This is a genomic window from Bernardetia sp. (assembly GCF_020630935.1).
Lineage (GTDB): Bacteria > Bacteroidota > Bacteroidia > Cytophagales > Bernardetiaceae > Bernardetia.
On record NZ_JAHDIG010000028.1, the window covers coordinates 1 to 25,863 of the forward strand.

A 25,863-nucleotide genomic window follows, 5' to 3' on the forward strand; every position below is an offset into this window, starting at 1 on the left:
AGCTGTTTTTTGCAACTAAATTTGATACTGCTAAACTAAAGGTTGGTGTTTTAGCGATAGCGACACCAACAACAAACAAGTGATATGCTCATTGGTGACATAACGGCAAGCCGAAACTAAAACACCAACTAGGGTATTTTTATTTTTCGTGATAATGAAGACTAAAAATGACAAAAGAAACTGACCTCTACGAACACAGATACATTGCTTTCTTCACAGCAACAATACTGAAATGGCAGAAGCTACTCCAACCAGATAAGTATAAAGATTTGATTGTGCAGAGTTTGGAATTTTTGGTGGTTAAGAATCGTATAGAGTTGTATGGGTTTGTTATTATGCCTAATCATATTCATTTGCTTTGGCGTATTGTTCCTCCTTTTACGAAAGAAGAAGTACAAAGAGATTTTCTCAAGTATGTAAGTCAGAATATCAAGAAAGATTTAAAAAATAATCATCCTGCTGTTTTGGAGCGTTTCAAAGTAAATTTGAAAGATAGGAAATATCAGTTTTGGCAAAGGAATCCACTTACTGTTTATTGCTACAATGACAAAATGATAACTCAAAAGTTAGAGTACATTCACGCTAACCCTATTCAAGAAAAGTGGAATCTTGTCTCAACTCCAGAAGAATATCATTACTCATCAGCTCGTTTTTATATTGAAAACAAAGAGGATTTTAGTTTTTTGACTTCTTGTTATGGAGAGTAGGCTTGTTGGTGTCGCTATCGCTAAAATACCAATAAGGGTATTTAAAACTATGGTAAAACCCACCCTAAACTAAAACACTAATAAGGAACATGAAGAACTAATCACAAACATATTCATATACGTTTTTAGTATAAATCTTACCGTCTTTGTCTAAGCAAATTTCTTTATAAAATTTCCCTTTATCATCATAGTAAAAAGTATATCGATACGACCTTGTTCCATCAGATTCATAGGTGTCGTAGTATTTTCGCTTTTCATCTTCGTCATATTGATAAGATAGGGTTCTATAATATGTGTTGTCGGGTTTATAAATTTTCATTTTGTCTATTTTACCATCTTCTGTATAAGTGTACATTGTATAGTCATAAAGTTCTCCTTCATAATTATATTCTTTTTTTATGAGCTGTTTTTCAGCATTATATTCAAACTTACGATAATGTTCTACTGTTCCGTTTGGTAAATACTTGTAATGAGAAATTTCTAATCCATCTTCATTATAATTGTGAATAGTATAACTTGTCATTTGATTGACTGCATCATACCAAGTGCGTTTTGTTATTTTTCCTTCTTCATTTACATCGTCTTTATAGTAAAATCTTAATGAGCCATCTGGATTGTGATAAGTCATTCCTACTTCTTGTTTTTTATCAGTGTATTGTCTTATCACATAAAAATTCATACTTCCATTTCCATTATAATATGTAGTTTTGGTAAACCTGCACGGACTTTTCTCGTTTTCGTCTTGAGCAAATAAAGAAAAAGAAAGTAAAAAGCTAACTATCAAAAATATAAATTTGGCTCTCATTTGGTTTTTGGATTGATGGTGAGTAAAAATGACTTCTACCTTTACATCACAATAAAAAAAAATATTTTAGCTCATCTAACCTTAAAAATTCCCCACACTTCCCTAAAAATGAGCAAATTATAGAGGGCTAAATATAGACTTAGACTTGCTGAAGTATTTGGAAACAGCCTTTTACTCTACCATTGTATCAATTTAGGAATATCTTTGAGAGAACAAGGTAAATACAAATAAGGGAATCAAACACATTAGAATAGCTACTCTAAAAAATGACCTAGAAGTAATACAATATCTAAAGAAGCTCTGATTCAAGTTTTCTTTCTACTCCTCAACTGTAAAAAAATAAAAAAGAAACGCACTACTAAGGTTAGGTGGCAAAGAAGTTGTAGGTTCACTTCTCACTCAAAACTACTACGAAGAGAGTTTTTTAATTATCAATACTTTTTAATTTTAAATTTCAGTCAAATCTATGACACGTTTTAATTCTCTATCAAGAACTTCTTTCTACTTTTGTCTTCTCATTAGTTTACTTTTTTTTACTTTTGGTGCAAAAGCTCAAAACACAACCAGTAAAAAACTTTCTAAAGAAGAGATAAACTCAATCTTTACAACAGAACGAAAAGCCGATTTAGCTATCCATTATCCCATTTTTCAAGTTCATACTTATTCAGATAAAAAAGGGAAATATTATATCGTTTTATCAGAATATTTACCTGCTGATGCCAAAGCAAAAGATGCTATTAGCAAAGTTCAGGAAGTGTATATTAAATATCAAGACGGAAAATATACTAGAATATCCGAAACTAATAATCATATTAGGGAAGAACAATACGAAACGGGTGTCTGGTTTTGGACAAAGTTTCTAAGTTTAGAAGACTTGAATAGTGATGGGGAAGTTGACCCAATTATAGTATTTGGAAGTGTTGGAATGAATAAATATGATGATGGTAGAATAAACTTTATTATTCATCATAAGGAAAAGAAAGTCATGATTTATCATCAAAATGGAGTACTAGACTCTGATAGATATACAAATGTAGATGCTAGTTTTTACGAATTACCTATTTCAATTCAAAACAAAGTAAAAGAAATGATGGTAAACTTTGAAAACATTGAATATGCTATCTTTCCAGCAGGTTGGAAAGAAGCTATGGCAAAAAAGAGAGGTTATTTTGATGAGAATTAACCTAAGGTTTAAAGTATAATTTTTTAAGAAGACAGCTAGAAAATAGCTGTCTTTTTTTGTGTTTTTGCAATCTCCTTTATTACTTACTCCATAGAGTGCCCTAATATACTAAGGTCAGACCAATAGGTCAGTACCAATAAGTGTATAAAAATACATTAGCTTCGCTCGCTTTCAGGTCTTAAACAACTTTTCCAATAAAGATATTTAAAGCACCAAAAGAGTAAAAAAGATAGACCTTCCTACAAGACTAGTAAATGTAAAAGTTGATAATTTGGAAAAAGCTATAAGTAACTATAGTTTTTTTTGTATCTTAAATGAAATATCCATATTTATCTAAACCTAAAAAGCTATGAGTATTTGGAAGAAAATTCAATCCTTTACAGACAAAATTACAGGAAAAAGTGCTTTAGTACAGCTTCAAATAGACGGAAGCTCTATGAAAGCACTTTTTGTTGTGAGAGTAACTGTTTCAGTAAGTGATTCCCCAATTACTATTAGAAAAGTAGCTGTTCGTTTAAAATCAGAAGAAACTATTATAGCTAGAAATGTAAATTTACATAACCCTATGGTTTCACATGGTAAACGAAGGGATGTAAAGCAACAAGAAATACTTTTTCAGTCAGAGAGTAATCTATCTATCGAAAGTCTTTCTTTAGAAGCAAATCAAAACTATGAATTTGAAGGCGAGTTTGTATTGTCTAAAGAAGCTATGCCTACCTATAAGGGCAGAAATGCAACACACCAATGGTATGTACAAGCCTATATAGATACGCTAGGTAGTAATCCTTCTTCAGAATGGGTACGATTTACGGTAGTATGATATACTATCATATAGACTCAAAATATATATCCCAAAGTCAGATTGACTTCTTTAAAGTCTTGTGCTATTTGGCGATAGGAAATTCCTGTGTTCAATTCTAGTTTTTCGTAATAAAACTTTCTATTTAGATTTGCCTCCCACGCCCAGTATTCTTGCCAATAGAAGGATTTGGCTGAAATACAAAATCGTATAAGATGTATGTATTTTGAAACTTCCAAATGAACGCCAAAATTTGTAGATTTATCATTTTCCACTCCTTTCCATAAAAATTTTTGATAACCAATTCCATATAAAAGTTCAGTTTTGATAGGTTTTAAATTACTCTTACTTATCAAAGAGTGGGTGGTAACTATGTTTTTTACGTCTAAATCTTCAAAAGTGGTTTGTTGAAACTTGTAATAAAATACCTTCTTTAGGATATCTGTTCCTACCTTACAGTAAAAATCTTGATTTTCCTTGAAGTTTGTGCCATATCCAAAGTCAAAGTCAATATTAAAGTTGAGAGAATAAAAACGCCTCGTTTTGCTTATAGAGATACCATAGGGATTGTAGAGAACGCCACTCCAATAATTTATTATTAGAGGGTAGGAAATTGTAGGATGATCAAGCACAGGTTGCTCAAGTAAAACTATGTTTTTATTTTTGCCTATTTTTGAAGCAGTCATTTCTTTCGTTTCATAACCAACACAACGAAATATTAAAATATCGTCTTTATTTTCCACAGTAATTAAAAATCTTCCTTCAATGTCAGTTATTGTACTTCTATCTGTTTCTTTTACTTGTACAATAGCACCAGGTAAAGCTCCATAATCACTTATGACTTTCCCTTTTACTAAAATCTGCCCCAAAGTAGCATAAGAAAATGATAAAATAAAGAGTAGAGAAAGTATAACTTTTTTCATAGGTTTTTAAATTTTGTTAATGAGTTTTCATCCTTACGATAGTTTCTACTCAAAATGCTGCAAAAATTGAATGGAATTAGAACTTTTCTATTTCTATTGATTGTTTTTTGGTAAATTTGTCTAATTATCCATTTTTCATTATCCATTATCCATTCACTGAATGAATCCTGAAAAAGACCTCTTAATCTATAATACACTTACTCGCAAACGAGAAAAATTTGAACCCATTGATGCGCCCTTCGTGGGAATGTACGTCTGTGGTCCTACGGTATATAATGACGTACACCTAGGAAACTGCCGTACTTTTACGTTTTTCGATGTGGTGTATAGATATTTGACGTACTTGGGATACAAAGTTCGCTATGTCCGAAATATTACGGATGTCGGACACTTAACAGGGGATAGCGACGAAGGAGATGACAAAATTTCTAAGCAAGCTCGTTTGGAAAAAGTCGAGCCGATGGAAGTTGTGCAGCGTTATACTAACGGTTTTCACGATGTGATGCTAGAACTAGGAAACATCCCACCAAGTATTGAACCAACAGCCACAGGACATTTGATTGAACAAATCGAAATGGTCAAGAAAATTATTGAAAATGGTTTTGCGTACGAGTCGAATGGTTCAGTGTATTTTGATGTGGTAAAGTATAACGAATCACACAATTACGGTAAGCTCTCTGGTAGAAATGTAGAAGAACAGTTAGAAGGACAAGGCACACGCAAATTAGACGGACAAGATGAAAAACGTAATCCTGTTGACTTTGCAATATGGAAAAATGCAGACCCTTCACACCTTATGCAATGGCACACCGAATGGGGTAAAGGCTTTCCAGGGTGGCATTTGGAGTGTTCTGTAATGAGTACAAAATATTTGGGCGACCAGTTTGATATTCACGGTGGAGGAATGGATTTGCAGTTTCCTCATCACGAATGTGAGATTGCACAAGCCGTAGCTACGACTGGAAAAGAACCTGTGAAGTATTGGTTACATTCCAATATGCTGACAATGAATGGCACGAAGATGTCCAAATCTTTGGGAAATGTAATTATGCCAGATGAGCTTTTTAGTGGAAATTCTGAATTGCTTTCAGAAGCCTATTCTCCTATGGTCTTTCGTTTCTTCATGTTCCAAACGCACTACCGTAGCACAATGGACATTACAGACGAAGCCTTAAAAGCAGCTAAAAAAGGCTATTTCAAACTTATGAACGGCATCAAGAATGCAAAAAGTTTAGAGTATCCAAGTGAAATTGAGCCAAATATTAATGAAAAACAGGAAAGTGATATTCAAAAATCGGTTACTTCTGTTTTTAGAGGCATCAATGACGATTTTAATACAGCCAAATCTATTGCAGCCTTATTTAATCTTGTCAAGAAAATAAATATGCTTCATACTGGGCAGTTAGATTTTTCTCAAATTTCTAAGGAATCATTTGATAAGCTAAAAAATACGCTGATTGATTTTACTGAACAAGTTTTGGGAATCAAGGAAGAATTGCCACAAGGCGAGAAAATGCTTAAAGAAATGATAACTACTTTAGTAGAAATGTATAAAGAAGCTAAAGAAGCTAAAAACTACGAAAAAGTAGATTATTTGAGAAGCAAAGCTAAAGAAATCGGAATTGTCTTCAAAGATATGAAAGATAAGATTGATTGGGCGTATGAGGAGTAACATCTAATTAACGTGAATTTGGAATTATATTTATTGATTATCAATGAGTTATGATATTCTTTTAATCTTCGGTACTGCCCTTTGGGCTGACCTTGATTAAAAGTAGGTCAGTCTCGTTAGAGCAGACCTAAAATAGTTTTTGTAGTGTATAGAGAAGCATTTAAGATTGGTTTTTAATCCCGAGTTCACGTTAATTACGAATTACGAATGAAAAACGGCTTTGAAATATTGATATTTTCAAAGTCGTTTTTTTATTAATGATGAAATTTGTAGGTCAAACGGCTTGCCTTTGACAAATAACATACGAATATATTATTTCCCCACCAATTCAATTTCTACTCTACGCCCATAAAAATCTTCCCTGTAAGGGTTGTTGGTATCTATCCCAAAAGAACCTTCTACAATTCGGTCTTCTGAAATTCCAGCATCTAAAAATAACTGTTTTACGGCATCAGTGCGCTGTTTAGAGAGTTTTTGGTTGAAGGCTGCACTTCCCTTTGAATCTGTAAATCCATAAATACGAACGCTCAAATTCTTGTCGTTTTTCAAGACTTCTATCAGAGGCGATATTTTTTCTTTGTCTTTTGGAATCACAGTAGAAGAGCCTGTCTTGAAGAAAATTTCTATTTTCTTTACACCTACCACTTCACTTTTCTGATTTGTAATTGGTGTTTTTTCATCTTTGTTTACAACAACAACAGTATCTTTCTTGGAAACTGGATTTGAGTTTTCAGACCAATTACTATTCGTTTCTACTAACTTTTCATTTTGTCTTTGATTTGCCAAAAGCTCAAGTTGTGTTTGAAGTGTTGAAAGTTGGTTTTCAATTTTAGACAAATCTTGGTTTTTTTCTGTATTCTGATTTTGAATTTCTTGTGTTTCCAACTGCTTTTCTAAGGCTGCCATTCGCTGCTGCATATACAAAAACTGCAATTCCATTAGTTTATACATCGCAGAATCTTGTTTTTGTGTAGTTGTAGTCGCTTGATTTGGATTGTCTAGCGTAATAGACAGATTGTTTTGCCTTTCAGCTCTAAGTTCTTCTAATTGTTTTTGAAGAGTATCCATTTCTAATCTTGCTTGCTTCTGTGCTTCTTCATCTGCTTTTCGTTCTGCTCTCGTTTTTTTAGTTTTCTTGTCTTCTTCGATTTGTTTCAAGCGATTTTGTAGTTCTTCTAATTCTGCTTTGGTTTCTTCAAGCTCTGTTGTTTGCTCAGTTTTAGAAGCTGAATTAGTAGTCGTTTGTCCAGTTTGGGGAATAACCTCTACTCTTGTAATGCTACTATCCGAACCAGATTTACTTGTCGTAACATTGACATTTATATCAATCTTGACAGTTTGGGGATTTGGATTTTGTTGATACGGATATTGCTGATTTGGATTGTAATTGTACGGATTCTGACCTTGATTTTGTTGCTGAGCATTTTGATTATTCTGTGAATTTTGATTTTGAGAGGTATTTGTTTCGACTTTAATTTCAGAATTTTTTGTATAATCTGGAATACCATCAACAGTAACTGTTTTTAAAGAATCTGGATTGAGTTCGAAAACACTTTTAGGTTTGTTAGCTGCGTACAAAGCTGGTGCACGAAAAGCCTGTTTTTTCGGCGAAAACGACCAACTGATTCCAAAAGAAGTGAAAATAAAAGCATCATTTTTCAAGAAACCTTGCCCAGTATTTCCACGACTGCCTTGTCCACCATTGTAATTTGCTGGATTGGCAATGTAAGCCGTTTCTGCACTTTCGTAAGACGAGCGAAAATCTCCACTTACATCATCTAAAAAATCACTTGTCAAGGAGTAATTTACAACTGATTGCAAATGCAAACTTAAACGGTTGAGCAAACGAAACTTCAAACCAATTCCCAAAGGAACATTTAACGAATAAGGCGAATAACCAGTTGAACTTTCTGTATTAAAATCTTGAAGGCGAGTTTCGAAACTTCCATCTTGCGTTATTATTTGTCCGTTTCCACTATTTTCGGCAGCATCACGAATTGTATTATCTGACCAATAATAATAAGGTTGATTGTCGTTGTAATACAAATCGCCATACGTTTCAAAATAATTTCCTCCAATTCCAGCCATCAGATAAGGAGAAACTAAAGCGTTTTCTCCCAAGAGCCAGCCGTTGTCTGTATAAAAAGTGAAAATATAGGCTGCCGAATAAATTTTAGTCTGTACATTTAAAGAACGTTCCAAAATTCCAGTTGCTCTGTCGTTGGCTGTAAATTCTCCGTAGGTGAGTTGAAGACGATTAGAAAGTGTTTTGTTGGGTGTGTTTTCTATGCTTAACCCAAAGGAAAATTGATTGAAGTCAGTAGCAAACATATCGTTGGATTGCCAAAACTTTTCATTCAAATCGCCACGATAGGTCATATTTCCAGTTTGCAGACCTATGCGCCAGTTGAAGTTATTTTGCTGACCAAATCCAAAAGGAATTGTTAAGAAAAATGTTAGAATTAGGAAGTATATTTTTTTCATTGCAGTACGATAAAAAAGTTACAATATTTTAAAACTGTCAGACATCTCAAGGATGTCAGTACAGTTGGATGTGAATTGTCTGACACATTTAAAGTGTACCGATAATCTTATTTTTTTGATTCATCATTTCTAAACCTTAACTTGTTTGAATATGAACTGTACACTATGCAACACAACGTTAAAAAATAAAGCTGATGAATTTTATTTCATCTGTGCCGGTTGTGGTGCTTATGTAAAAGACCAAAAATTTTATGTAGATAGCCAACAAGAAAAATCAATGTATGAAAATCATAACAACGATGTCAATGATTTGGGCTATCAAAAGTTTACTTCGCCGATTACGAAGACGATTCTTCAACACTTTACACCAAACGACTTGGGCTTGGATTATGGTTGTGGTACAGGTCCTGTAATTTCCAAACTTTTAAAAGAAAAGGGCTACAAAATAGAGCTTTACGACCCTTATTTTTATCCGAATGAAAATTATTTAGACTACCAATACGATTATATTTTTAGCTGTGAAGTCTTTGAGCATTTTTATAACCCTGCCAAAGAAATTCAAAAGCTACTTTCTGTTTTGAAACCAACAGGCTCATTAATAGTAATGACACATCTATACGATTACAAAACAGATTTTAAAAACTGGTATTACCGAAAAGATACTACTCACGTTTTTATTTATACAGAAAAGACGATTCAGTTTATTGCAGAAACTTATAATTTAGAAGCTGAAATACAGAAAGATAGAATGATTGTTTTTAAGAAATCAGTATAGTTTATTTTTACTAACCACAGAGTTCAGAGAGAACACAGAGAATGAAAATTTCTGCCGTTGTTGGTGTCCCCACCAACGACTAATCTACTTTTCCAAATCTATCCAAAAACGAAACTCTGCACTAAAACCTACAAAAGGACGGATATACACTTGGTCAAATACTCTTCCTCCTTGTGTCGAATCTTCTAAAAATGTTCCTCCTGCATTAAATCGAATAAAGCGAAACACTCTATACCCTAAGCCGATGTATGTCGGTCGTTTGAAAATAGGGCCTGTAATTTCTTCACCATTTCCATCTTCAAAGTTGCTCCAAAAAAAGCCTACGGATATCGAACTTCTACTCCAAAACTGTCCTGCAAAACCTTTTTTACCAAGTGGTAACGACAAACCAGCATACGGAGAAGTGCCAAAAGAACTGTTTTCAGAATTTGTACCTGCCAAATGAACACCACCATAACCTACATTCAACGGAATTTCGGTGCGAGTTTTTTCGGTAGGATAGTCGTCCATAAACTTTCTGTCTTGCAAGACGAGCAAATCTACATTCAAAACTTGTCCTAGTTCGGCTGCCAAAAGCTGTTTGAGTTCGGTCATTAATTTCTCTCTATAATCTGCACGAGCATCTTTTTTCTTGCGCTTTGAGAAAATGAATTTTCCTTTTTTGAGATTTGCTTTATTGATTTGCTCAATTTTGGAAACTACCAAATCTGAAAAGCCTTCAAACTGAAGTTGGCTTCTATTTCTATAAAGTGAAAGTCCTTTTCTTGCAATTTCATTGAGATTTCTGACAAGTTGTGCTGTTCCTCCAATTACTCTAGCACGCTTTCTTTCTACAGTAAAAGATTGTTCTGCATAAGCAAAAAGGTTGTTGTAGAGGTCTTGACGAAGGTTTTCTCTTTCCATATCTGTAATTCTTCTATAATAATCTATCTGAACATCATATTTGGAAGAACCACGTAATTTATAATTAACAGGAACAGTAAACGTACCAATACTAGAATACGGAGGGCGTACCCACGAAGCCACAAAAAGAGGCTTTGGGTTATCTTTTCGATTGCTTTTGTCATCCAAAATGACAATTTCTACCAAGACAGTTTCAGGCTGTGCTGCTCCACTGACCATTAAGTTTTCTTCGGCTGGCAGGCTTTGACTATTGTTGAAAGATGACTTTTCATACTCAAAAACGGCTGTGGCATACTGTGCTTTTACTAAAAAAGTAGAAGAATAAAAAGCTAAAAATAAGGATAAAAAAAGTAGTTGTTTTTGCATTGAGATAGTTGAAAAGAATTGAGTTAGAAGAAAATATAGAGTATTGGACATGAACAGACATTTGCTGTTCCATGAGTCATAGAACAGGGGAAAAGTACTGTTAGTTGGTGTTTTAGCATAGCGACACCAATAACTTTTTATATCGTGTCCAGTACTCTAAAGAAAATATTTTTAATCTGAGATTGTTTTTTGTAGTTTAAGAAAAATAACATCGTATAACTAACTTTTGTTAAAACTATGCGCTAAACGATAAGTTGTAGACTTAAGTTGTCTTGATAATTAGAAAAGTCAAAAAATAATTTTTGCAACTTTCTAAAAAGTCTTTCGTATTAGAATCAGTTTTATACAAAACTAAAATTTTATTAAAATCAATCTAAAAAATAATTCATAAAATGAAAAAAATCAACACTATATTTTTTGTGTTTGTTGTTCTATTTTTAGCTCTTAGTATTTCAGTTTCGGCTCAAAATGTAAGTGAAAAGCCCATAAAAATAGAAAAGAAAAAATCGCTAAATGGTTTTGAAGTTCAGTTTGATGCAATGTCAGAAGATGCTGAAAAGGCTCTTCAAATTGCTATTGAAAAGTGGTTAGACTCTCAAAAAATCAAATATAAGAGTAAGAAAGGAAATTATCATGCAAAAGAAGTAGTGGTAAAGCAGTTTTCAGACAAAACTTCAGATTTGCATATTTTTATAGAAGAGAAAAAAGGGAAAATGACGTTACAAGCTGTTCAGACGTTAGGGTATGATTTGGCTGTCAATAGCAAAGAACACCCACAAGAAGCTCAAAATATTCGTTCTTGGTTAGAGAATATGGTAAAAGAGGTTCGTTTAGAACAAATCAATTTACAAATTGCAGCTTTACAAGATGAGTTAAAAAACAAAGAAAAAGACATTGAAAAAAATCAGAAAGAAGATAAAAATTTGAAAGAAAGCATAGAAGAATACAAAAAGAAAATTGTTGAGGCAGAAAAAGCCATTGAGAAAAATGTAGCCGAGCAAAAAGATAATGAGCAAAAACGAGAAGCTCTCAAGAAAAAAATTGCTGAATTAGAGAAAATGAAATAAGAAAAATTTATCAAACCCTAATGGTCTTCAAGACCCTTAGGGTTTTTACACTTAAAAACAACACAACTTGAAAGCAGTCTTACACAACACCGAAAATCCAAACCAGCCTTTAAAAATTGGGGAAGTAGAAAAACCAATACCATCAGAAAATGAAGTTTTGGTAAAAGTAAAAGCAACAGCACTAAATAGAGCTGACCTTTTGCAAAGAGCAGGAAAATATCCACCCCCCAAAGGAGCTTCAAAAATTCTAGGATTAGAACTTGTTGGAGAGGTGGTAGAAGTTGGAAAAAATGTAACTCGCTATAAAGTAGGTGATGAAGTTTTTGGATTAGTTGGAGGTGGAGGTTACGCCCAGTTTGCTGTTATTGATGAGAAAATGGCGATTCCAAAACCTAGCTTCTTTTCTTATGAGCAGGCAGCAGCTATTCCAGAGGTTTTTCTGACAGCTTTTCAGACGATTTCTTGGACGTTTGGCATTAACGAAAAAAACTCAAAATCTATTCTGATTCATGCAGGAGCAAGTGGAGTAGGTTCGGCAGCTATTCAGATTTGTAAAGCATTGGGAATGAGAGTTTTTGTAACAGCTTCAAAGGAAAAACACAGTTTTTGTCAGAGTTTGGGGGCAGATGTAGTCATTGATTATCAGAATGAAGATTTTGAAAAGATAGTTTTGGAAAAAACAGAAGACAAAGGCGTAAACTATATTATAGATTTTATTGGAAAAGACTATTGGAATCAAAATATTAACAGCATTGCCACAGATGGAAAAATCGTGCTTTTGGCTGCCATGAGTGGAGCAAAACTAGAGAGTGTAAACCTAGCAAAACTATTGATGAAACGTGTTCAAGTGACAGGCTCTACACTTCGTTCTCGTTCTTTAGAATATCAGCAAAAACTTACCAAAGAGTTTATAGAATTTGCTATGCCTTGGTTTGAAAGTGGAGAGTTAAAGCCAGTTGTTGATAAGGTTTTTGATTGGAATTTCGCTGAAAAAGCCCATCAATACATGCAAAACAATCAGAATAAAGGAAAGATTATTTTGTCAATTTCTGAATAAATCCTCAATAAAAAACTCAATGCAAAGCAACTTTGCATTGAGTTTTTTTTAATAGAGACACAATTTTAGCGAATTGTAATTTCTATAATTTTGGTGTCTTTTTTTATTTCGCTAGGTTTGAGTTCATAATTATAATGTTGCTCGTCTAATCTATATCCCAAACGACCAACAACAGCTTGTGTATAGCCTTCTATTTCAGAACCAAAGACTTCCAAATTAGGATATTTTTCTAGTAAAGTTTGAAAAGTATCGCCTATTTTGATACCATCTTCCGTTTGGGCAAGCTCTGATGTTACAACAATAATTCCGACAGAATCTTCCATCTCTCCAAAGGGTGTAAAATATCCCGTTGTGTTTCCTTCTTTATCTTTGATGTTGTAAATATCAAAATCGCCTTCTCCAGTTTGTAAAAGACCTTTTTCCAACGTTCCTGCATAATCAGTAATTTTTGTGTCTGGAGAAAGACCTAAGAAAGAATTTTGATAGATAGTGAGGTCATTTGTTGGTTTTGTTTCTTCTACGTCTTCTTCTATAGTTTGAGTTACTTCTTCTGTTTGAGTAACTTCTACTTGCTCTGTTTCTTCTTTCTTTTGTTCTTGTTTACATGAAAAAGTAAAAATGCATAGAACAATTAGAAGACAGTAATTTAGTTTTTTGATATTCATAAGTTGAGAGTAAATAAGGTAAAATAGATTAAGATATTTATCAATTTACACAAAAAATATTCGAAAAGAAAAATCCTTATTTTGGCAAAAAATAAGGATTTTCTATAACATTGAGTAATACATATTAATATACATCTTTTCCAGTAAAACGGTTTTCTAATTCATCGGCTACTCGTGCAACTTCAAAAATCATATAGCGAACTTGGTCATAAGTACAGAGTTCGTATTTCGTAGATGCACCTACTTCAACATAACCATCGATAAGTAAAATTTTAGAGTAACAAAGTCCGTGGTTGAGTTCCAAAAGTTCTTCTAAGCTAATCTTTGGATAATCTTCTAACTTACAGACTTTAGAGATAAATTCTAACATAACGCCATCGCCTCTAGGAATAATATATCCTTTTACATTTTGATACCTTCCATCATTTAGAGGAATAGTAACGATGACAGTATCGTCAGAATAATCAGTGTATTTTCCATTGACTTCTTCAGCCAGCCCACGCAAATAATTTTGTACGTGTTTGTCAGTAGTTGGATTTGCAGTTGCGACCATAATTTTTAAATTTTTGTGTGTTTGTGTTTATTTTAAATGGGTTTGTGTTTATTTTTTTGTTGTTTGTATAAGTTACTCAAAATCAGTCGCTTTTCAAAATATTTTGAGGGGTTTTTTGGATAAAAAGAAGATTAAATTTAGCTATATAATTAAAAAAGGAATCAAATAAACTATTTCTTTGTTGGTGTAGGTATTATTTTATTTTCGACAGGAGGTTGTTTTTTTTACTCCTCATATCCCTTACGATGTCTGAATATATCTTTGTTACATCAAAAAAAATGAAGTGTAATTTATTCTATTCCTATTAAAATTATGAGAGCGACAATTTTACTTTTTATTATTTCTGCTTTGATTGTCTATGGAGGTCTTTTGTTTCCTCAAACACTAACAATTGAAGAAAAAATTGAAATAAACTCTTCCTCGTCTCATGTCTCTGAATATTTGTATGACTTACCCAAATGGGAAAAATGGTTAGACTGGCAAGCGTGGGAACATACTTCTGATACAAAATATACGTATTCCCAGTTTCCAAAAGGAGTGGGGGCATTTATGAAATTTGAAACCTTGGAAGGTAAGAGAAATAACGAAACAGCAGAGTTGTATATTCAATCTATTTCAAGAAAAGAACTATCCGAACAAGATTTACAAAGACTCAAATACATTGCAAATTTTAGAAATTACCAAACGCATGTAGAAGGCGAGTTTGAACTAGAAGCAAGTTCCGATAAAAATTCAAGTTCAGTACTAAATTTTACATTGGAAGTCGAATTAGGGGAAAATCCATTTGTGCGTTATTTGGCATATCTATACTACAAACCCAAGATTGAAAAAGAAACTATGGCAAGTTTGGAACGCCTAAAAAGACTTTGTGAAACTCCTATCCTTTGTAAAAAATAAGGGAGTAGAAAGACCAAATACGCAAAAGAGAGATTTATAGGATAAATAGACTTTTTTTGTAAATTCTATTTTGTAAATTTAGAGACAAATTAAGTCGTTCCTATCAAATAATTGTTTCTTTTGAAATATATAACCTCCTTTCCATCTATTTTTTCTGCTTTCAAATTATCTATTCAAAATAGAGATATTTGTTTTCTAAGTCTTTCAGTTATTTCCTTATTTCTTTTCTCTTGTTCTTCGTCTAACGAATTTGAAAAACCTAAAGAGATTGCCAAAGCAATAGAAAAATTGCCTAAAGAATGGTTTCTCTTAACAGAAAAAAATGGAAAACGAGTATTGATAGAACCCTATGAAGGGCTAAATCCAACATTTAAGTTTGAGTATGATTTGTCAAACGAACGGATGCAGATTCGTTATCAAGCCAACCTAACCCAGCGAGTTTGGCTCATTCAAAAGCTAATAAAGGAGGAAAATTCATATATTTTTTATCTCTTGGAAGATGGGGGAAACACCACTACTCGCTTGTCGTATTCTCAAACCTCACATCCAGCTGTGGGAAGATGGCAAGAACCTGCTGCTGTATTCTTGCCTTACAAAAATGCCTATTTTGTTTGGGACAAAACTCCTTTTGAGAAACAGGAACAACAAAACACAAATATTTCTACACAATGGGAACGAGGCGAGTGGCTACGAATGAAAGGAACAATTGAGGGTAAAGATTATTCGCTTTGGGCGTATGTATGTGTAACGGCAGATGTAAGTTCACCACAGTTTCAGCGTGGTGTTTATTTTTATGATACGTTTTGGAGAGATATTTATTTAGAAAATGCTACTGATTATGAAAGCCATTCGGCAGATGAAAACGAAGAATTTGAATGGATTATTGAAGAGCGTGCTGCCCTAGATGCAGAAACAGTCTCTGGTTATTTTAAAGGTTCGGTAGATTACGATTACAATTTTAAAGGAGTTTGGGAGTCTGCCAAAACCAATCAGAAACTAGATTTTAATTATCAAGAAAAAATACTGCCTTACTCTTTAGAAAATCATATCAAACGTTTCAAAACTTCTGATGGTAGTTCGCTTTGTGTCTATTATCCTCAAATTACTGGAATAAAAGATGAAAATGTTTTGAAGGACTTTAATGAAACCTATATCAAATCGCACGTAAATGCGTGGCAAAGAGAGTTTTTAGCAAAGTTAGATACAACTGTTTCACAGAATCGAAACTGCGACATAGAAATCAATTATAACATTCTTTTTGCTAATAAAAATCTAATTAGTGGACTGTTTTTTATTAGACAAGGCAGCAAACGAACTGAATATGTAGCCTTCAATTATGACTTAAAGAAAAATGAAGTTTTTAGATTAAATAATCTTTTCGAAACCAAAGTAGATGAAAAAAATCCACAAAACAGTTTTGAGGCACGTATTTATTCAAGAGCCAAACGCCATGTAGAAGTAGAGTCGGAACGTCACCAAATGGAATTTGCTCCTTACGATTCGCTTACCGTTTTGGAACATTACAATTTCCTACCAGATAATCTTCGCCTAACGCTTTATAGCCGTTCACAAAAACGATTTTTTCCAATTTATATTCCTTATAAAGATTTGAGGGCTTATATTAAAGACAGAGAGCGAAAAACTTATTTGGAATTGGAGTAATAATTAGTTTCTTATCATTCACTCTCCACTGTTTCCTCCCAAACGACATTGAGCCAGTCGTTTAAGGGTTGTCCTGCAAGAGCAATCTCTGCTATCTTTTGAGCAACATCGTCAGAGAGTAATTCTTTGTCTGTAAGTGTTTTCTCTACAATAAAATGTTTTAGCCTAAGCAGTTCAATATTGGGATGGTCTTTTGCATAGCCACGAGGCGCAGTTTTCAAAACACCATTTTCTAATTCTGAAAAATTATCAAAATGCTTTGCAAACTCTTTCTGATTAAAAATAGCTTTGAGTTCGTCTGCATTGTAGTCTATTTCTTCTCTAATCTTTTTAATATAGTCTTTGTTGGGCTGATAAACACCAACAGCTAAAAAGGAATTATTATTGGGAGCAATATGAAGGTAAAAAAGAGGTTTTTCAGTTTTACGTCCGTCTGGATGAATAACTGCTCCCATATAAGTTTTGTAAGGAGTTTTGTCTTTGCTAAAGCGTACATCTCTATGAATTCTGAAAATACAGTCTTTTGGAGCAAGCGTTCCAAAAGCTGGGTCAATCTTATTTGTAAAGTGTTCCAGAAGCGAAGCTATTAGTTTTTTGAGTTCTTTTTTTGCTGATTCATAGTCTTTTTTATGTTCGTTGAACCAAGCTCTGTTATTGTTTTGGTGTAGAGTGTTGAGGAAATCTAAGGTAGCTTTCATTTATGGATAATTACTGATTTTTTACTTTTGCGTAGATAAGAACAATGAAGTTGTTTTAAGACCTAAAAGTCGGCATATGCTGATGAAACGGTAAGCACAAGATGGAATCTTGCGCTAGAAAACCATTCTTAAACAAGTTCAATAACTAGAATAAATTATTTTGGTTTGAATATTTTTGTTCTTTACAGCTCTCTTGTCTTTCCACCCAAGTTGTCAGTATCTTTTTCTCCTAAATGTATGAATAACTTACCAAGCTGATATATTTAGATTAGAAAAAAATAAGTATATGGGCAATATTTAATTTTTTTATTTTGTGCTTTTTCAGTATTTAATTTTGTGTGTTTTGCAAATGATATTGTGTATATTAAGAATATATGAATTTGCTATTACATCAAAGTAACCCAAAACATGGGAGTGTTTTTATTTTTTAGAACGATTTTTGCTATACAATTACCGTAAAATAATAACTATAAATATACATTAAAAATTTGTTTTAAAAGGCTAAATTTGCACTTGAATTAAAACAAAACGACTTCTAATGCGTTCTATTTTAGCATCTTAATAGAGCCAAGACCAGTTTTGTAGTTTTTATACACACAACATAGAAACTTATTTTATATAAAAATATTGCTCACCTTTTATCAATAGGAAACCACAGTAGATGAGACAACTAAAAATCAGCAAACAGATAACCAACAGAGAAAGTCAATCACTAGACAAATACCTCCAAGAGATTGGAAAAGTAGATTTGCTTACTCCTGATGAAGAAGTAGAACTAGCAAAGCGTATTCGTGAAGGCGACCAAATTGCACTAGAAAGATTGACAAAAGCTAACTTGCGTTTTGTTGTTTCGGTTGCTAAGCAATATCAAAATCAAGGACTTTCTCTAGGAGACCTTATCAATGAAGGAAACCTAGGTCTTATCAAGGCTGCACAGCGTTTTGATGAAACTCGTGGTTTTAAGTTTATTTCGTATGCCGTTTGGTGGATTCGTCAGTCTATCTTGCAGGCTTTGGCAGAGCAGTCTCGTATCGTTCGCTTGCCTCTCAACCGTGTAGGCTCACTCAACAAAATTTCAAAGACTTTTTCTGAATTAGAGCAGCGTTATGAGCGTGAGCCTTCTCCAGAGGAATTAGCAGATGAGCTAGAAATTACTCCATCAGAAGTAATTGATACGCTTAAAATTTCGGGTCGCCACGTTTCTATGGATGCGCCATTCGTACAGGGTGAAGACAATACGCTTTTAGACGTTTTGGAAAATGATACAGAAGATAAGCCTGATTCAGAACTCATGAACGATTCACTTCGTCGTGAGGTTCAGAGAGCATTATCTACACTTACACCTCGTGAGGCTGACGTAATTACGTATTACTTTGGTCTTAACGGAGAGCATCCAATGACACTAGAAGAAATTGGAGAGAAATTCAATCTTACTCGTGAGCGTGTTCGTCAGATTAAGGAAAAAGCTATCCGTCGTCTGCGTCATACGACACGTAGTAAAGCCTTGAAGCCGTATTTAGGTTAATAATATAAGGGCATTTATAAAAAAAAACCGAAATTCAATTTTTTTGAGTTTCGGTTTTTGTTTGTTACTTCATTTTAGCTAGTTGCTTACTTCGCTCTTCTTCCATGGATTTTACCCACGCCTCATATTTGTCTTGGTTCATTTCTCTAAATCCTAGTGCTTCCATTTTTGCATTTACTTCTTTGAACTTCTTGTAGTTTTCTTTTAACCAAGCATTTTCATAGCTACCATGTTTCTTTTGAAAAGCTATTCCAAAATGACGTAAGGCATTACTTTTTGCTGCCAAAGTAGAGATACAGTTAGGAAAATAAACCAACGAAGTATCTACACAAGCCAAATTGAAATTTGAATATCCATACTGACTTTCATACGCACCTTCTAATGTTTTTAAGCAAAATGCTATACTTTCTTTAAGAGTGAGTTCTTTCATATATACACCTTTTCTAATGCTTTCTGCTGAAATATCCATAGAAGAAATCATCCAACTATCTGATGAAAAATTACCATTTGTAAGTTCTATATTTACCCATTTTCCTTGTTCATCTAAATGTTTGATATACATGTGATTCGGACCGAGAGCTAAGTGTGCGTTTGCGCCAATTTCAATAGCTAATATTTTATACAGCATTGGCATAGAACGACACTGTCCTTTATGTGTTTTCAATAGCTTCGTAACAAACAGACTTTTATGGTCTTCTTTTCCATAAAAATCTTCAAAATCATACGTATAAGGCTTATGATTATTCATTTTGTGTGGCTTGGTAAAAAACTCAAAAAGCGCATAATTGCCAGCCGTTTTGTAGCTAGAAAGTCCTTTTGAAGCTACAAAGGCATTCAAATCTTTGGCTATCTTGTCTATTTCACTGCAAAATGTAGTATAATCTAGCTCTCCTTGTGAGTACGCCCATTCTACCAAAAACACAGCACGTTTGAAGTCAAGAGGAATTTCATCCAATAACATTTGATTTATCTCTTGAAAAGCTGCATTATAGTATTTGTTGTCTGTATGAACGACAGAAGAATCTAATTCAAATTTTGGAGTTTGTAGTTTTAGTGCTGTCTCTACTATGTTTGTAGGTAAAACTTCTGTTTTTTTTTCTTCTAGTGTAGCTTGACAGGAGAAGAGAAGTAGAATAATAAATAATATTTGTAAATATTTCATTCTGAATGATAATTAATTTTCTCTGTCATTTATCCTCAATAAACATAATAACATAGGCACAAGTACAGTATGGCTTTTTAGGAGCTAGTAAACGTACCTCCATAAAAAAGAGATTTTTCTCTGTCGGACAAAACTCTATTTGTTCTTGTACTTTGCCATCTATGACGTTTTCAAACAAAGGCTCTCTTCGTACCGTCTTTATATCTACTTTTATTCTTTCAGTTTTTTTGCCGTATTTATCATAGGTCTTGAATACATATCTTTTCTTTCTTTTTAATTCCATTGCAAATACAATAACTTTTGCAGTATCTTCTCTAAATGTTATTGTGTAAACTTTTTTTTTCTGCTTATTATTAGCAAATAGTGTAGCTTTTGGATCTGACATACAGTCGCACTGTGCAAATAATTTTGCAGTAATGAAAAAGTTAATAAATAATAAGAGCAAATATTTGTTTTTCATTTTTTATTTAATTCATTCTGTAGATTTTCTTCAAATTTTCTTATTTGTCTCTTTCCTTCAATAAGTCTTATACCTCTATCACTTACGTTGCCTCTATCAGTATGAAAAGCTCTATTTGGAGACTTTTTAATAAAAATATCTTTACGTGGATCACTTAGTCCACGAGCCTCAGATAATGGAATATTATAAAATGAAATCGCATCTCCATCATTTGCATCATAAGTACCATCTTCATTTCGATTTGCAGAATGATTAGTATCACCGTCAAAATCACTAAAAATGATAGCATCTGCATCAACTTCATTATCTACTATTTCGTGATTATCACCAGCTAAAATATCGTTTACATCAGGGTTACTAATACGTAATCTCTCATTTGTAAATGTAAGCCCATGACAATTTGTTTCACAGTCTATATCATTGGTGGTTCCAGCTTTTATAGTTTTTTTATATTTACCCGTTTTATCGTCTACAGTCATTGTAATTAATCTAACAGCAGTTACTAGATTAGCTGAAATAGGTCTTCCATCATTTGCATAAATAGTCACAACATCATAGTCATACTCAACCTCATAATATGATGTTTTTCCATCTAATTTTGTAACTAATTCAGAGGACGCATTTGCTGTATGACTTTCGCCAGTAGCAGTAACCACAATATTCCCATCTTTATCGACAATTATCCGACCATCTGGGTCTGTATATTGGAGTGGGCTATTTGCTACGAAGGCATAAGGAGAAATATCTGGGTATTTTTTAGCTAATGGATCTACACTCAAAAACTTAGCTACATCTTTTGTATCTATGAAAAATGTTTTCAAGACTGTTCCATTTTTATCAAATAAAGAGACCTTACCTGTTTTGGAGTCCATTTCTAAGCGAGAAACCTGTGAGTTATCTTGATTCACAATTTCTAAATAATTTTTATTATTTCTCTCCTCTTCTGTCATCAAGACAAAAGAGCTGTCTCCAAACATAGCGTAAGGGCTTACGTTTTTGGTTTCAGTATTGCGAAACTGTGCGTTTTTCGTGCCAAAATCTACATCTGTAGTTTCGATTTCTTTTTTAGCTTCATTTGAACAACTATAAAAGAGAAAACTGATTGTTAGAAAGGCTAAAATATTGTAGTTCATAGTGTTGAATTTTTTTATAGTGTAAAGGTAGGTAAATTATTAGATGTAAGAAAAATTGGGTTTTATCCCTCCATCTCTCTCAAAACCTTAACTGTCTCTACACTCACTCTACAAACTTTCCTCAAAAGCTCTATCAGATGTTCTTTTTGATTTTCGAAGGAATAAGTAGTAAAAAGTCCTTTCTCAACGGCTTTTTTTACTGTTTTATCCCTTAGTTTGCGTTCGCTGTGGTGTTCCAAAACCCACTCTAGCGCACTTCTAACACCCAGTCGGTAGTGCCACGCTTCTTCTGGAATATTTTTCAGATACGTGTTTTCATCAATCCAAACCAAGCTACGCACTCTATCAGCCTTTAAGATAGCTTTTTTGTTATTTTTTTCATTATCATCGTCTTCTTTTTCTTCTCGTTCTAATGGATAGATGATAGCATCTTCATAGTTTAGATGAAGATTTAGAAGTTTTTCTCCCCACGTTGCCCACTTCCAAAAATCTTCATACATCGGAATACGTGGAAGTTCGGTATGCAAGATTTTTTTATATTTTTTACGGTAGTCTGGCGAATGTAAAACAGCATAAATGTAGGCAAAAATAGTGTCTTTGGTAAGCGTTCTTGCCTCTACTTGATTGTCTTTCATAGACTGTAAATTCTTCTTTAGCTCCTTGAAGTTTTTGGCTTTGAACTTCACAGGCTTTGAAGAATAATGATGACGAAACTGCTCCAATGCCCAATCTGTGATATTTTCTTTGAAAGAATCTGTCTCTTCATCAAAATAATATTTAGCAAATGTATAAGTTGCTCTTGCGCCATAACCATTGTCTGGGATAAAATTCGTAGCGTGAACCACCAAAGGCACTTGTTTATGAACGGTTACACAAATGGTTGGATTAGGAGTTTGCTCTTTTTGAAGTGGAAAAAAACGGAACTGCTGATACGGACGGTGCGTAATTACCTCATCCACATAAACAAATTGCTTTACAAACGGACGATAGGAAGCCTCCCTAATTTTAAATGAATCGTATTCTGTGGCTTCGTCTCGCTTTAGATGTTGCATTAGCTCGGCATTCCATTTTATTTTTGATTCTTTCTCTTTCGATTTTATGCCTAAAAAGTTGGGCAAGAGTTCTTTTTGTTCTGAACTGTGCCACGCTTTTCGTTCCTGCTCATATATATCACTAAAGTAATTCGCCTTTTTTGCTAAATTTTCTTTATCAAAATCGTACATCCACTCGTCTCTTGCTGTCAGAAGTGCTGGCGAAGCCCATTTGAAAAGTGCTGTTTCTTCGTCTGCAAACTTGGCTGTTTGGGTAGCTTTGTGAGTGAGTGGCATAAAGCCTAAGAAATCATCTTCTGGAAGTGCAATCCAATAATTTACGGCTTGACTAACCTTCTTGAAAGAGAGGTTTTGAAACTGTGTTCGGGCTAAGGCTTCTCCAAAATTTTTGAACGATTTGAAGTTTTTGGTAGGTTTCCAATAATAAACAGGGCATTGAGAACGCAAATGAGCCAAACGAAAACCATTAGAGTAATTCTGCTTATTTTTTCTGACTAAAAAAAGTAATGCTGATTCGTTTTCTTTGTTGCTAAAACTCTTTTTGTTGTCTTTTTCATTTTTAGAAAGTTCTGTTTTCTCTTCAATTATGTTTGTCGGATTTTCTTTATCTACATTTTTATAGTCCAAATCCATCACATATACACTATCAAACTCCGACTGCACACGCTTTCTAAAACCTTCATACGTAGGCGCATGAAGAACTATTGAAGGCAACCAAATAGCTACAACGCCTTTATCAGTAAGCCTATCCGTAGCCCAACGCACAAAACGCAAAGGCACAGGAGAAAAATTGTTCTTCTCATAAATCGGAGTATAGGCAGCCATTACACGGTTATCTATGGCTGAAAAATCTGCCTCTTCGCTATTTTTATCTTTTGTTTTATTCTCATTCTTATCGTTTTCTTTACTATAAACTAACTGGGTAGGTTGGCTTGTCTTGAAAGAATTTCCTACGATAATATGATATTTTGCGTCAATGGAACGATAAAACTCTTCTGCCTCACTCTCTTGCGAGCCAAAAAGCAACGTTTGTTTGGGAACATCTACAAAATAGGCTGCATTTGCCCAAAAAGTAGGCTTGGTAGTGTCTTTTATTTTCCAAAAATAATATGACCAAATTGAAAGCGTAGAAGTATAGGAATGTCCGATAGAAGGCTGAATATCTTGAAAAAATGTGCTTTGATACAGCGATGGAGCTTCAATATTAGCAATCGATTGTTGGATAAAACTTGAAAACTCTAAAGGTGCAATACCGAGTTCAAATTTGTTTTGCCAATAGACAAAAAGCTGTTCTTTTTTAGGCTTAGAAAAATCTGAAATAAGTTCTTCTAATGACAAAGAATACTTTTTCCATTGTTCTAAAAAGCCATTTTTAAAGAAAGATGAAAACGCCTCTAATTTTTTGAATAGAATGTCCTCTTGCAGAAAAGAATACTGATTTTCTTCTGAAAGAAGTTTGAGAAGTGGCTCTACAATTTGATGAGACAGAATAGCTGTCTTGAGCAAGTTATCGTCTGGAAGGCTATGAAACTGCGAAGCAAAAGCACCCAAAGAACGGTACTCAGAAGTCTTGCGAAGATTATTTTTTTCAAATTCCTCTTGCAAAGATTCTACTACATTGTCTATGGCAAAAAACTTGGGAAGTGCTGTATTTTTATTCTCAAATTGCATTCAAACGCTTTCTTTAATTCTGTTTTAGATATAACAAAACTACGAAAGATTATTCTAATTTGTAAGGCAATTTCTAGTTCTTTTGTCGAAGAGCGTAAGATTTGGGAAAACTATGAAAATCACGGTTAAGATGCAGAATACATAGCTGTCATTTGGAAAATACAAGTAATAAACTTTCTCTTATCCATTTTTCAGTAGCAGAGAAGAAACAGGTACTTTACCCTATGTAGGTGTCCATAGTTCCATAAAGCTAATTTTATTGTTTCTAATACTAATATATAAACGCCTCCCATCATCTTCTATTGAGATGTCGATGTTGTATGTTTCTCGTTCTACTATTTTACCTATATAATATTTCACTCCCTCAATGCTAAGAACTTGGTTAGTATCAGAGCCAAATGAAAAAGAGTTCAAACGTTTCTCTATAAAACAGACCTCATTTTTACCTTCCTTGTCTGCTAGACAGGTTTCATAAACATCTACTATTTCATTATATTTTACAGAACTACGATAATAAGGTGATTGAAAAGTCTTTTTTTGAATATTGCCAAAACTTACTCCATTTAACATAATATCTTCTATATTACATTCAGTACTTGTCGTTTGCGTTAAAGCGATGTTTATGTAAAAAAATGTGCTCAGAAAAATTAAAATAATTTTTAGTTTTTTCATTTCTGAATAGTAATTTGGTAAATCTACGACCTATCATTTTATTAGGTCTTTAAATTTGAATATAGCTAAAATAACAGTTATTGCAATTTTCTTACTAATCTAACCCTCTGAACAACGAAAATCAGCAATAAACTAAAAAGCAGAAAAGGATAAATAACACAGAATATAAAAAAGTTGATTTCGTAATACGACAAGCCTAAAAGATTAGCTAAGTTGATGATAAAATTTGTACAGTAAAAATAAACTTGCGTTACCATATTTCCCATAAAAAGTAGGAATAAACCACTCATTTTAGAAACCTTAGCTTTTTTAATTTCTCTCTGCAAGGACAAAGATTTTATCAACAAGAGATACATTAGCAAAGGAATAAAAATAACCAAAATAGCTACGTTAGCAGTTTTATATTTACCTGTTGAAAGTAAAAGTTGAATCGTTCCAAAATAAATTGGGTCAGAAATATGAAGGTAATTTTTTAGAATTTTTACGTGATGGTTTCTACAATAATTTTCTACATTGTGACACGCCCAAGAACATTTATTTTCTAGTTTTAAAGCTGAATTTATAGCTATAATGTTATTTTGACTAAATGGTTTTTCTTTGATAGTTGGTCTTAAAGCTTCGTTTATGATTATCATTAGAAGGAAGGGGAGCATTAGTAAAGCAATATTTCTAGTTATAACAAACAATCTCATCATCTTTGATTTTCTAATAATTTAGCAATAAATGTAAAGGAGCGTTCCTACGGAACTTAGAATTACAAAACCTATCTTTTGGCTACCAACAGTTTAACTCTAACGAGGTTGAATAATAGCCCTGTAAGGGCTGTTCGTTGGTAGTTTTAAGAAATATGTTTGTGTTAAGCTCCATAGAAGCGAACCATTATTATAGTAAGATAATTTTATCTGTCTTTGCAAGCCTATTTTTTATTCTCTAATTTTAGACTACAATTTTTTCAATTATACAAAACCAAGC

General features: G+C 33.3%; 23 protein-coding genes. 10 read left to right on the plus strand and 13 right to left on the minus strand.

Features of this window, described 5'->3' with window-relative positions:
• The first annotated feature begins 167 nt into the window (after nucleotides 1-167).
• Nucleotides 168-707 (plus strand): transposase, encoded by a 540-nt coding sequence (locus QZ659_RS09485; protein ID WP_291725382.1) that lies wholly within the window; start codon nucleotides 168-170, stop codon nucleotides 705-707.
• A 97-nt stretch (nucleotides 708-804) separates the two neighbouring features.
• Here QZ659_RS09485 and QZ659_RS09490 read toward each other — a convergent pair whose 3' ends face one another.
• Nucleotides 805-1,512, minus strand: a complete 708-nt coding sequence (locus QZ659_RS09490; RefSeq protein WP_291725383.1) for a hypothetical protein — start codon at nucleotides 1,510-1,512, stop codon at nucleotides 805-807.
• A gap of 466 nt (nucleotides 1,513-1,978) precedes the next feature.
• Here QZ659_RS09490 and QZ659_RS09495 point away from each other — a divergent pair, with 466 nt between their 5' ends.
• On the plus strand, nucleotides 1,979-2,695 hold the full coding sequence (locus QZ659_RS09495) for a M949_RS01915 family surface polysaccharide biosynthesis protein (RefSeq protein WP_291725384.1): 717 nt from the start codon (nucleotides 1,979-1,981) through the stop codon (nucleotides 2,693-2,695).
• A 349-nt stretch (nucleotides 2,696-3,044) separates the two neighbouring features.
• Complete coding sequence (locus QZ659_RS09500; RefSeq protein ID WP_291725385.1) at nucleotides 3,045-3,515, plus strand: hypothetical protein; 471 nt, start codon at nucleotides 3,045-3,047, stop codon at nucleotides 3,513-3,515.
• 17 nt (nucleotides 3,516-3,532) lie between these two features.
• Here the strand turns inward: QZ659_RS09500 and QZ659_RS09505 are convergent, their stop codons facing one another.
• Complete coding sequence (locus QZ659_RS09505) at nucleotides 3,533-4,417, minus strand: carboxypeptidase-like regulatory domain-containing protein (RefSeq protein ID WP_291725387.1); 885 nt, start codon at nucleotides 4,415-4,417, stop codon at nucleotides 3,533-3,535.
• A 160-nt stretch (nucleotides 4,418-4,577) separates the two neighbouring features.
• Between QZ659_RS09505 and cysS the strand changes: the two genes are divergently transcribed.
• Nucleotides 4,578-6,089, plus strand: coding sequence for a cysteine--tRNA ligase (gene cysS / locus QZ659_RS09510; protein WP_291725389.1), 1,512 nt, complete (start codon nucleotides 4,578-4,580; stop codon nucleotides 6,087-6,089).
• Nucleotides 6,090-6,401: 312 nt separating this feature from the next.
• Here cysS and QZ659_RS09515 read toward each other — a convergent pair whose 3' ends face one another.
• Nucleotides 6,402-8,573: an OmpA family protein gene (locus tag QZ659_RS09515; RefSeq protein WP_291725391.1), complete on the minus strand. Its 2,172-nt coding sequence runs from the start codon at nucleotides 8,571-8,573 to the stop codon at nucleotides 6,402-6,404.
• Between the two features lie 151 nt (nucleotides 8,574-8,724).
• On the opposite strand from QZ659_RS09515, the gene QZ659_RS09520 reads away from it, so the two are divergent.
• On the plus strand, nucleotides 8,725-9,348 hold the full coding sequence (locus tag QZ659_RS09520) for a class I SAM-dependent methyltransferase (RefSeq protein WP_291725393.1): 624 nt from the start codon (nucleotides 8,725-8,727) through the stop codon (nucleotides 9,346-9,348).
• An 84-nt stretch (nucleotides 9,349-9,432) separates the two neighbouring features.
• Here QZ659_RS09520 and QZ659_RS09525 read toward each other — a convergent pair whose 3' ends face one another.
• Entirely contained in the window at nucleotides 9,433-10,617 is a 1,185-nt protein-coding gene (locus tag QZ659_RS09525; protein WP_291725395.1) for a hypothetical protein, read from the minus strand.
• A gap of 392 nt (nucleotides 10,618-11,009) precedes the next feature.
• On the opposite strand from QZ659_RS09525, the gene QZ659_RS09530 reads away from it, so the two are divergent.
• Together QZ659_RS09530 and QZ659_RS09535 are read left to right on the plus strand one after the other, a co-directional pair.
• Entirely contained in the window at nucleotides 11,010-11,684 is a 675-nt protein-coding gene (locus QZ659_RS09530) for a hypothetical protein (RefSeq protein WP_291725397.1), read from the plus strand.
• A gap of 67 nt (nucleotides 11,685-11,751) precedes the next feature.
• Nucleotides 11,752-12,741, plus strand: coding sequence for an NAD(P)H-quinone oxidoreductase (locus tag QZ659_RS09535; protein ID WP_291725399.1), 990 nt, complete (start codon nucleotides 11,752-11,754; stop codon nucleotides 12,739-12,741).
• Between the two features lie 65 nt (nucleotides 12,742-12,806).
• Here QZ659_RS09535 and QZ659_RS09540 read toward each other — a convergent pair whose 3' ends face one another.
• On the minus strand, nucleotides 12,807-13,406 hold the full coding sequence (locus tag QZ659_RS09540) for a hypothetical protein (protein ID WP_291725401.1): 600 nt from the start codon (nucleotides 13,404-13,406) through the stop codon (nucleotides 12,807-12,809).
• A gap of 124 nt (nucleotides 13,407-13,530) precedes the next feature.
• Nucleotides 13,531-13,959, minus strand: coding sequence for a hypothetical protein (locus QZ659_RS09545; RefSeq protein WP_291725403.1), 429 nt, complete (start codon nucleotides 13,957-13,959; stop codon nucleotides 13,531-13,533).
• A 312-nt stretch (nucleotides 13,960-14,271) separates the two neighbouring features.
• On the opposite strand from QZ659_RS09545, the gene QZ659_RS09550 reads away from it, so the two are divergent.
• Nucleotides 14,272-14,856, plus strand: a complete 585-nt coding sequence (locus QZ659_RS09550; RefSeq protein WP_291725405.1) for a hypothetical protein — start codon at nucleotides 14,272-14,274, stop codon at nucleotides 14,854-14,856.
• 120 nt (nucleotides 14,857-14,976) lie between these two features.
• Nucleotides 14,977-16,518 (plus strand): hypothetical protein, encoded by a 1,542-nt coding sequence (locus QZ659_RS09555; RefSeq protein ID WP_291725407.1) that lies wholly within the window; start codon nucleotides 14,977-14,979, stop codon nucleotides 16,516-16,518.
• 14 nt (nucleotides 16,519-16,532) lie between these two features.
• Here QZ659_RS09555 and QZ659_RS09560 read toward each other — a convergent pair whose 3' ends face one another.
• Entirely contained in the window at nucleotides 16,533-17,216 is a 684-nt protein-coding gene (locus QZ659_RS09560) for a DUF2461 domain-containing protein (RefSeq protein ID WP_291725409.1), read from the minus strand.
• Between the two features lie 661 nt (nucleotides 17,217-17,877).
• Between QZ659_RS09560 and QZ659_RS09565 the strand changes: the two genes are divergently transcribed.
• Nucleotides 17,878-18,741 (plus strand): RNA polymerase sigma factor RpoD/SigA, encoded by an 864-nt coding sequence (locus tag QZ659_RS09565; RefSeq protein ID WP_291725411.1) that lies wholly within the window; start codon nucleotides 17,878-17,880, stop codon nucleotides 18,739-18,741.
• A 64-nt stretch (nucleotides 18,742-18,805) separates the two neighbouring features.
• Here QZ659_RS09565 and QZ659_RS09570 read toward each other — a convergent pair whose 3' ends face one another.
• The 6 genes from QZ659_RS09570 to QZ659_RS09595 all read right to left on the minus strand — a co-directional run bounded on the left by QZ659_RS09570 (nucleotide 18,806) and on the right by QZ659_RS09595 (nucleotide 25,526).
• Nucleotides 18,806-19,903: a hypothetical protein gene (locus QZ659_RS09570; protein ID WP_291725413.1), complete on the minus strand. Its 1,098-nt coding sequence runs from the start codon at nucleotides 19,901-19,903 to the stop codon at nucleotides 18,806-18,808.
• Between the two features lie 25 nt (nucleotides 19,904-19,928).
• Nucleotides 19,929-20,288 (minus strand): hypothetical protein, encoded by a 360-nt coding sequence (locus tag QZ659_RS09575; protein ID WP_291725415.1) that lies wholly within the window; start codon nucleotides 20,286-20,288, stop codon nucleotides 19,929-19,931.
• Between the two features lie 71 nt (nucleotides 20,289-20,359).
• On the minus strand, nucleotides 20,360-21,496 hold the full coding sequence (locus QZ659_RS09580; RefSeq protein WP_291725417.1) for a hypothetical protein: 1,137 nt from the start codon (nucleotides 21,494-21,496) through the stop codon (nucleotides 20,360-20,362).
• A 62-nt stretch (nucleotides 21,497-21,558) separates the two neighbouring features.
• Nucleotides 21,559-24,219 carry a type ISP restriction/modification enzyme gene (locus QZ659_RS09585; RefSeq protein WP_291725419.1) on the minus strand — a complete coding sequence of 887 codons (2,661 nt, stop codon included), beginning with the start codon at nucleotides 24,217-24,219 and terminating at the stop codon, nucleotides 21,559-21,561.
• Between the two features lie 222 nt (nucleotides 24,220-24,441).
• A complete protein-coding gene (locus QZ659_RS09590; protein WP_291725421.1) occupies nucleotides 24,442-24,891 on the minus strand; it encodes a hypothetical protein in 450 nt (149 codons plus the stop codon).
• Between the two features lie 77 nt (nucleotides 24,892-24,968).
• A complete protein-coding gene (locus QZ659_RS09595; RefSeq protein WP_291725423.1) occupies nucleotides 24,969-25,526 on the minus strand; it encodes a hypothetical protein in 558 nt (185 codons plus the stop codon).
• Nucleotides 25,527-25,863 lie beyond the last annotated feature (337 nt).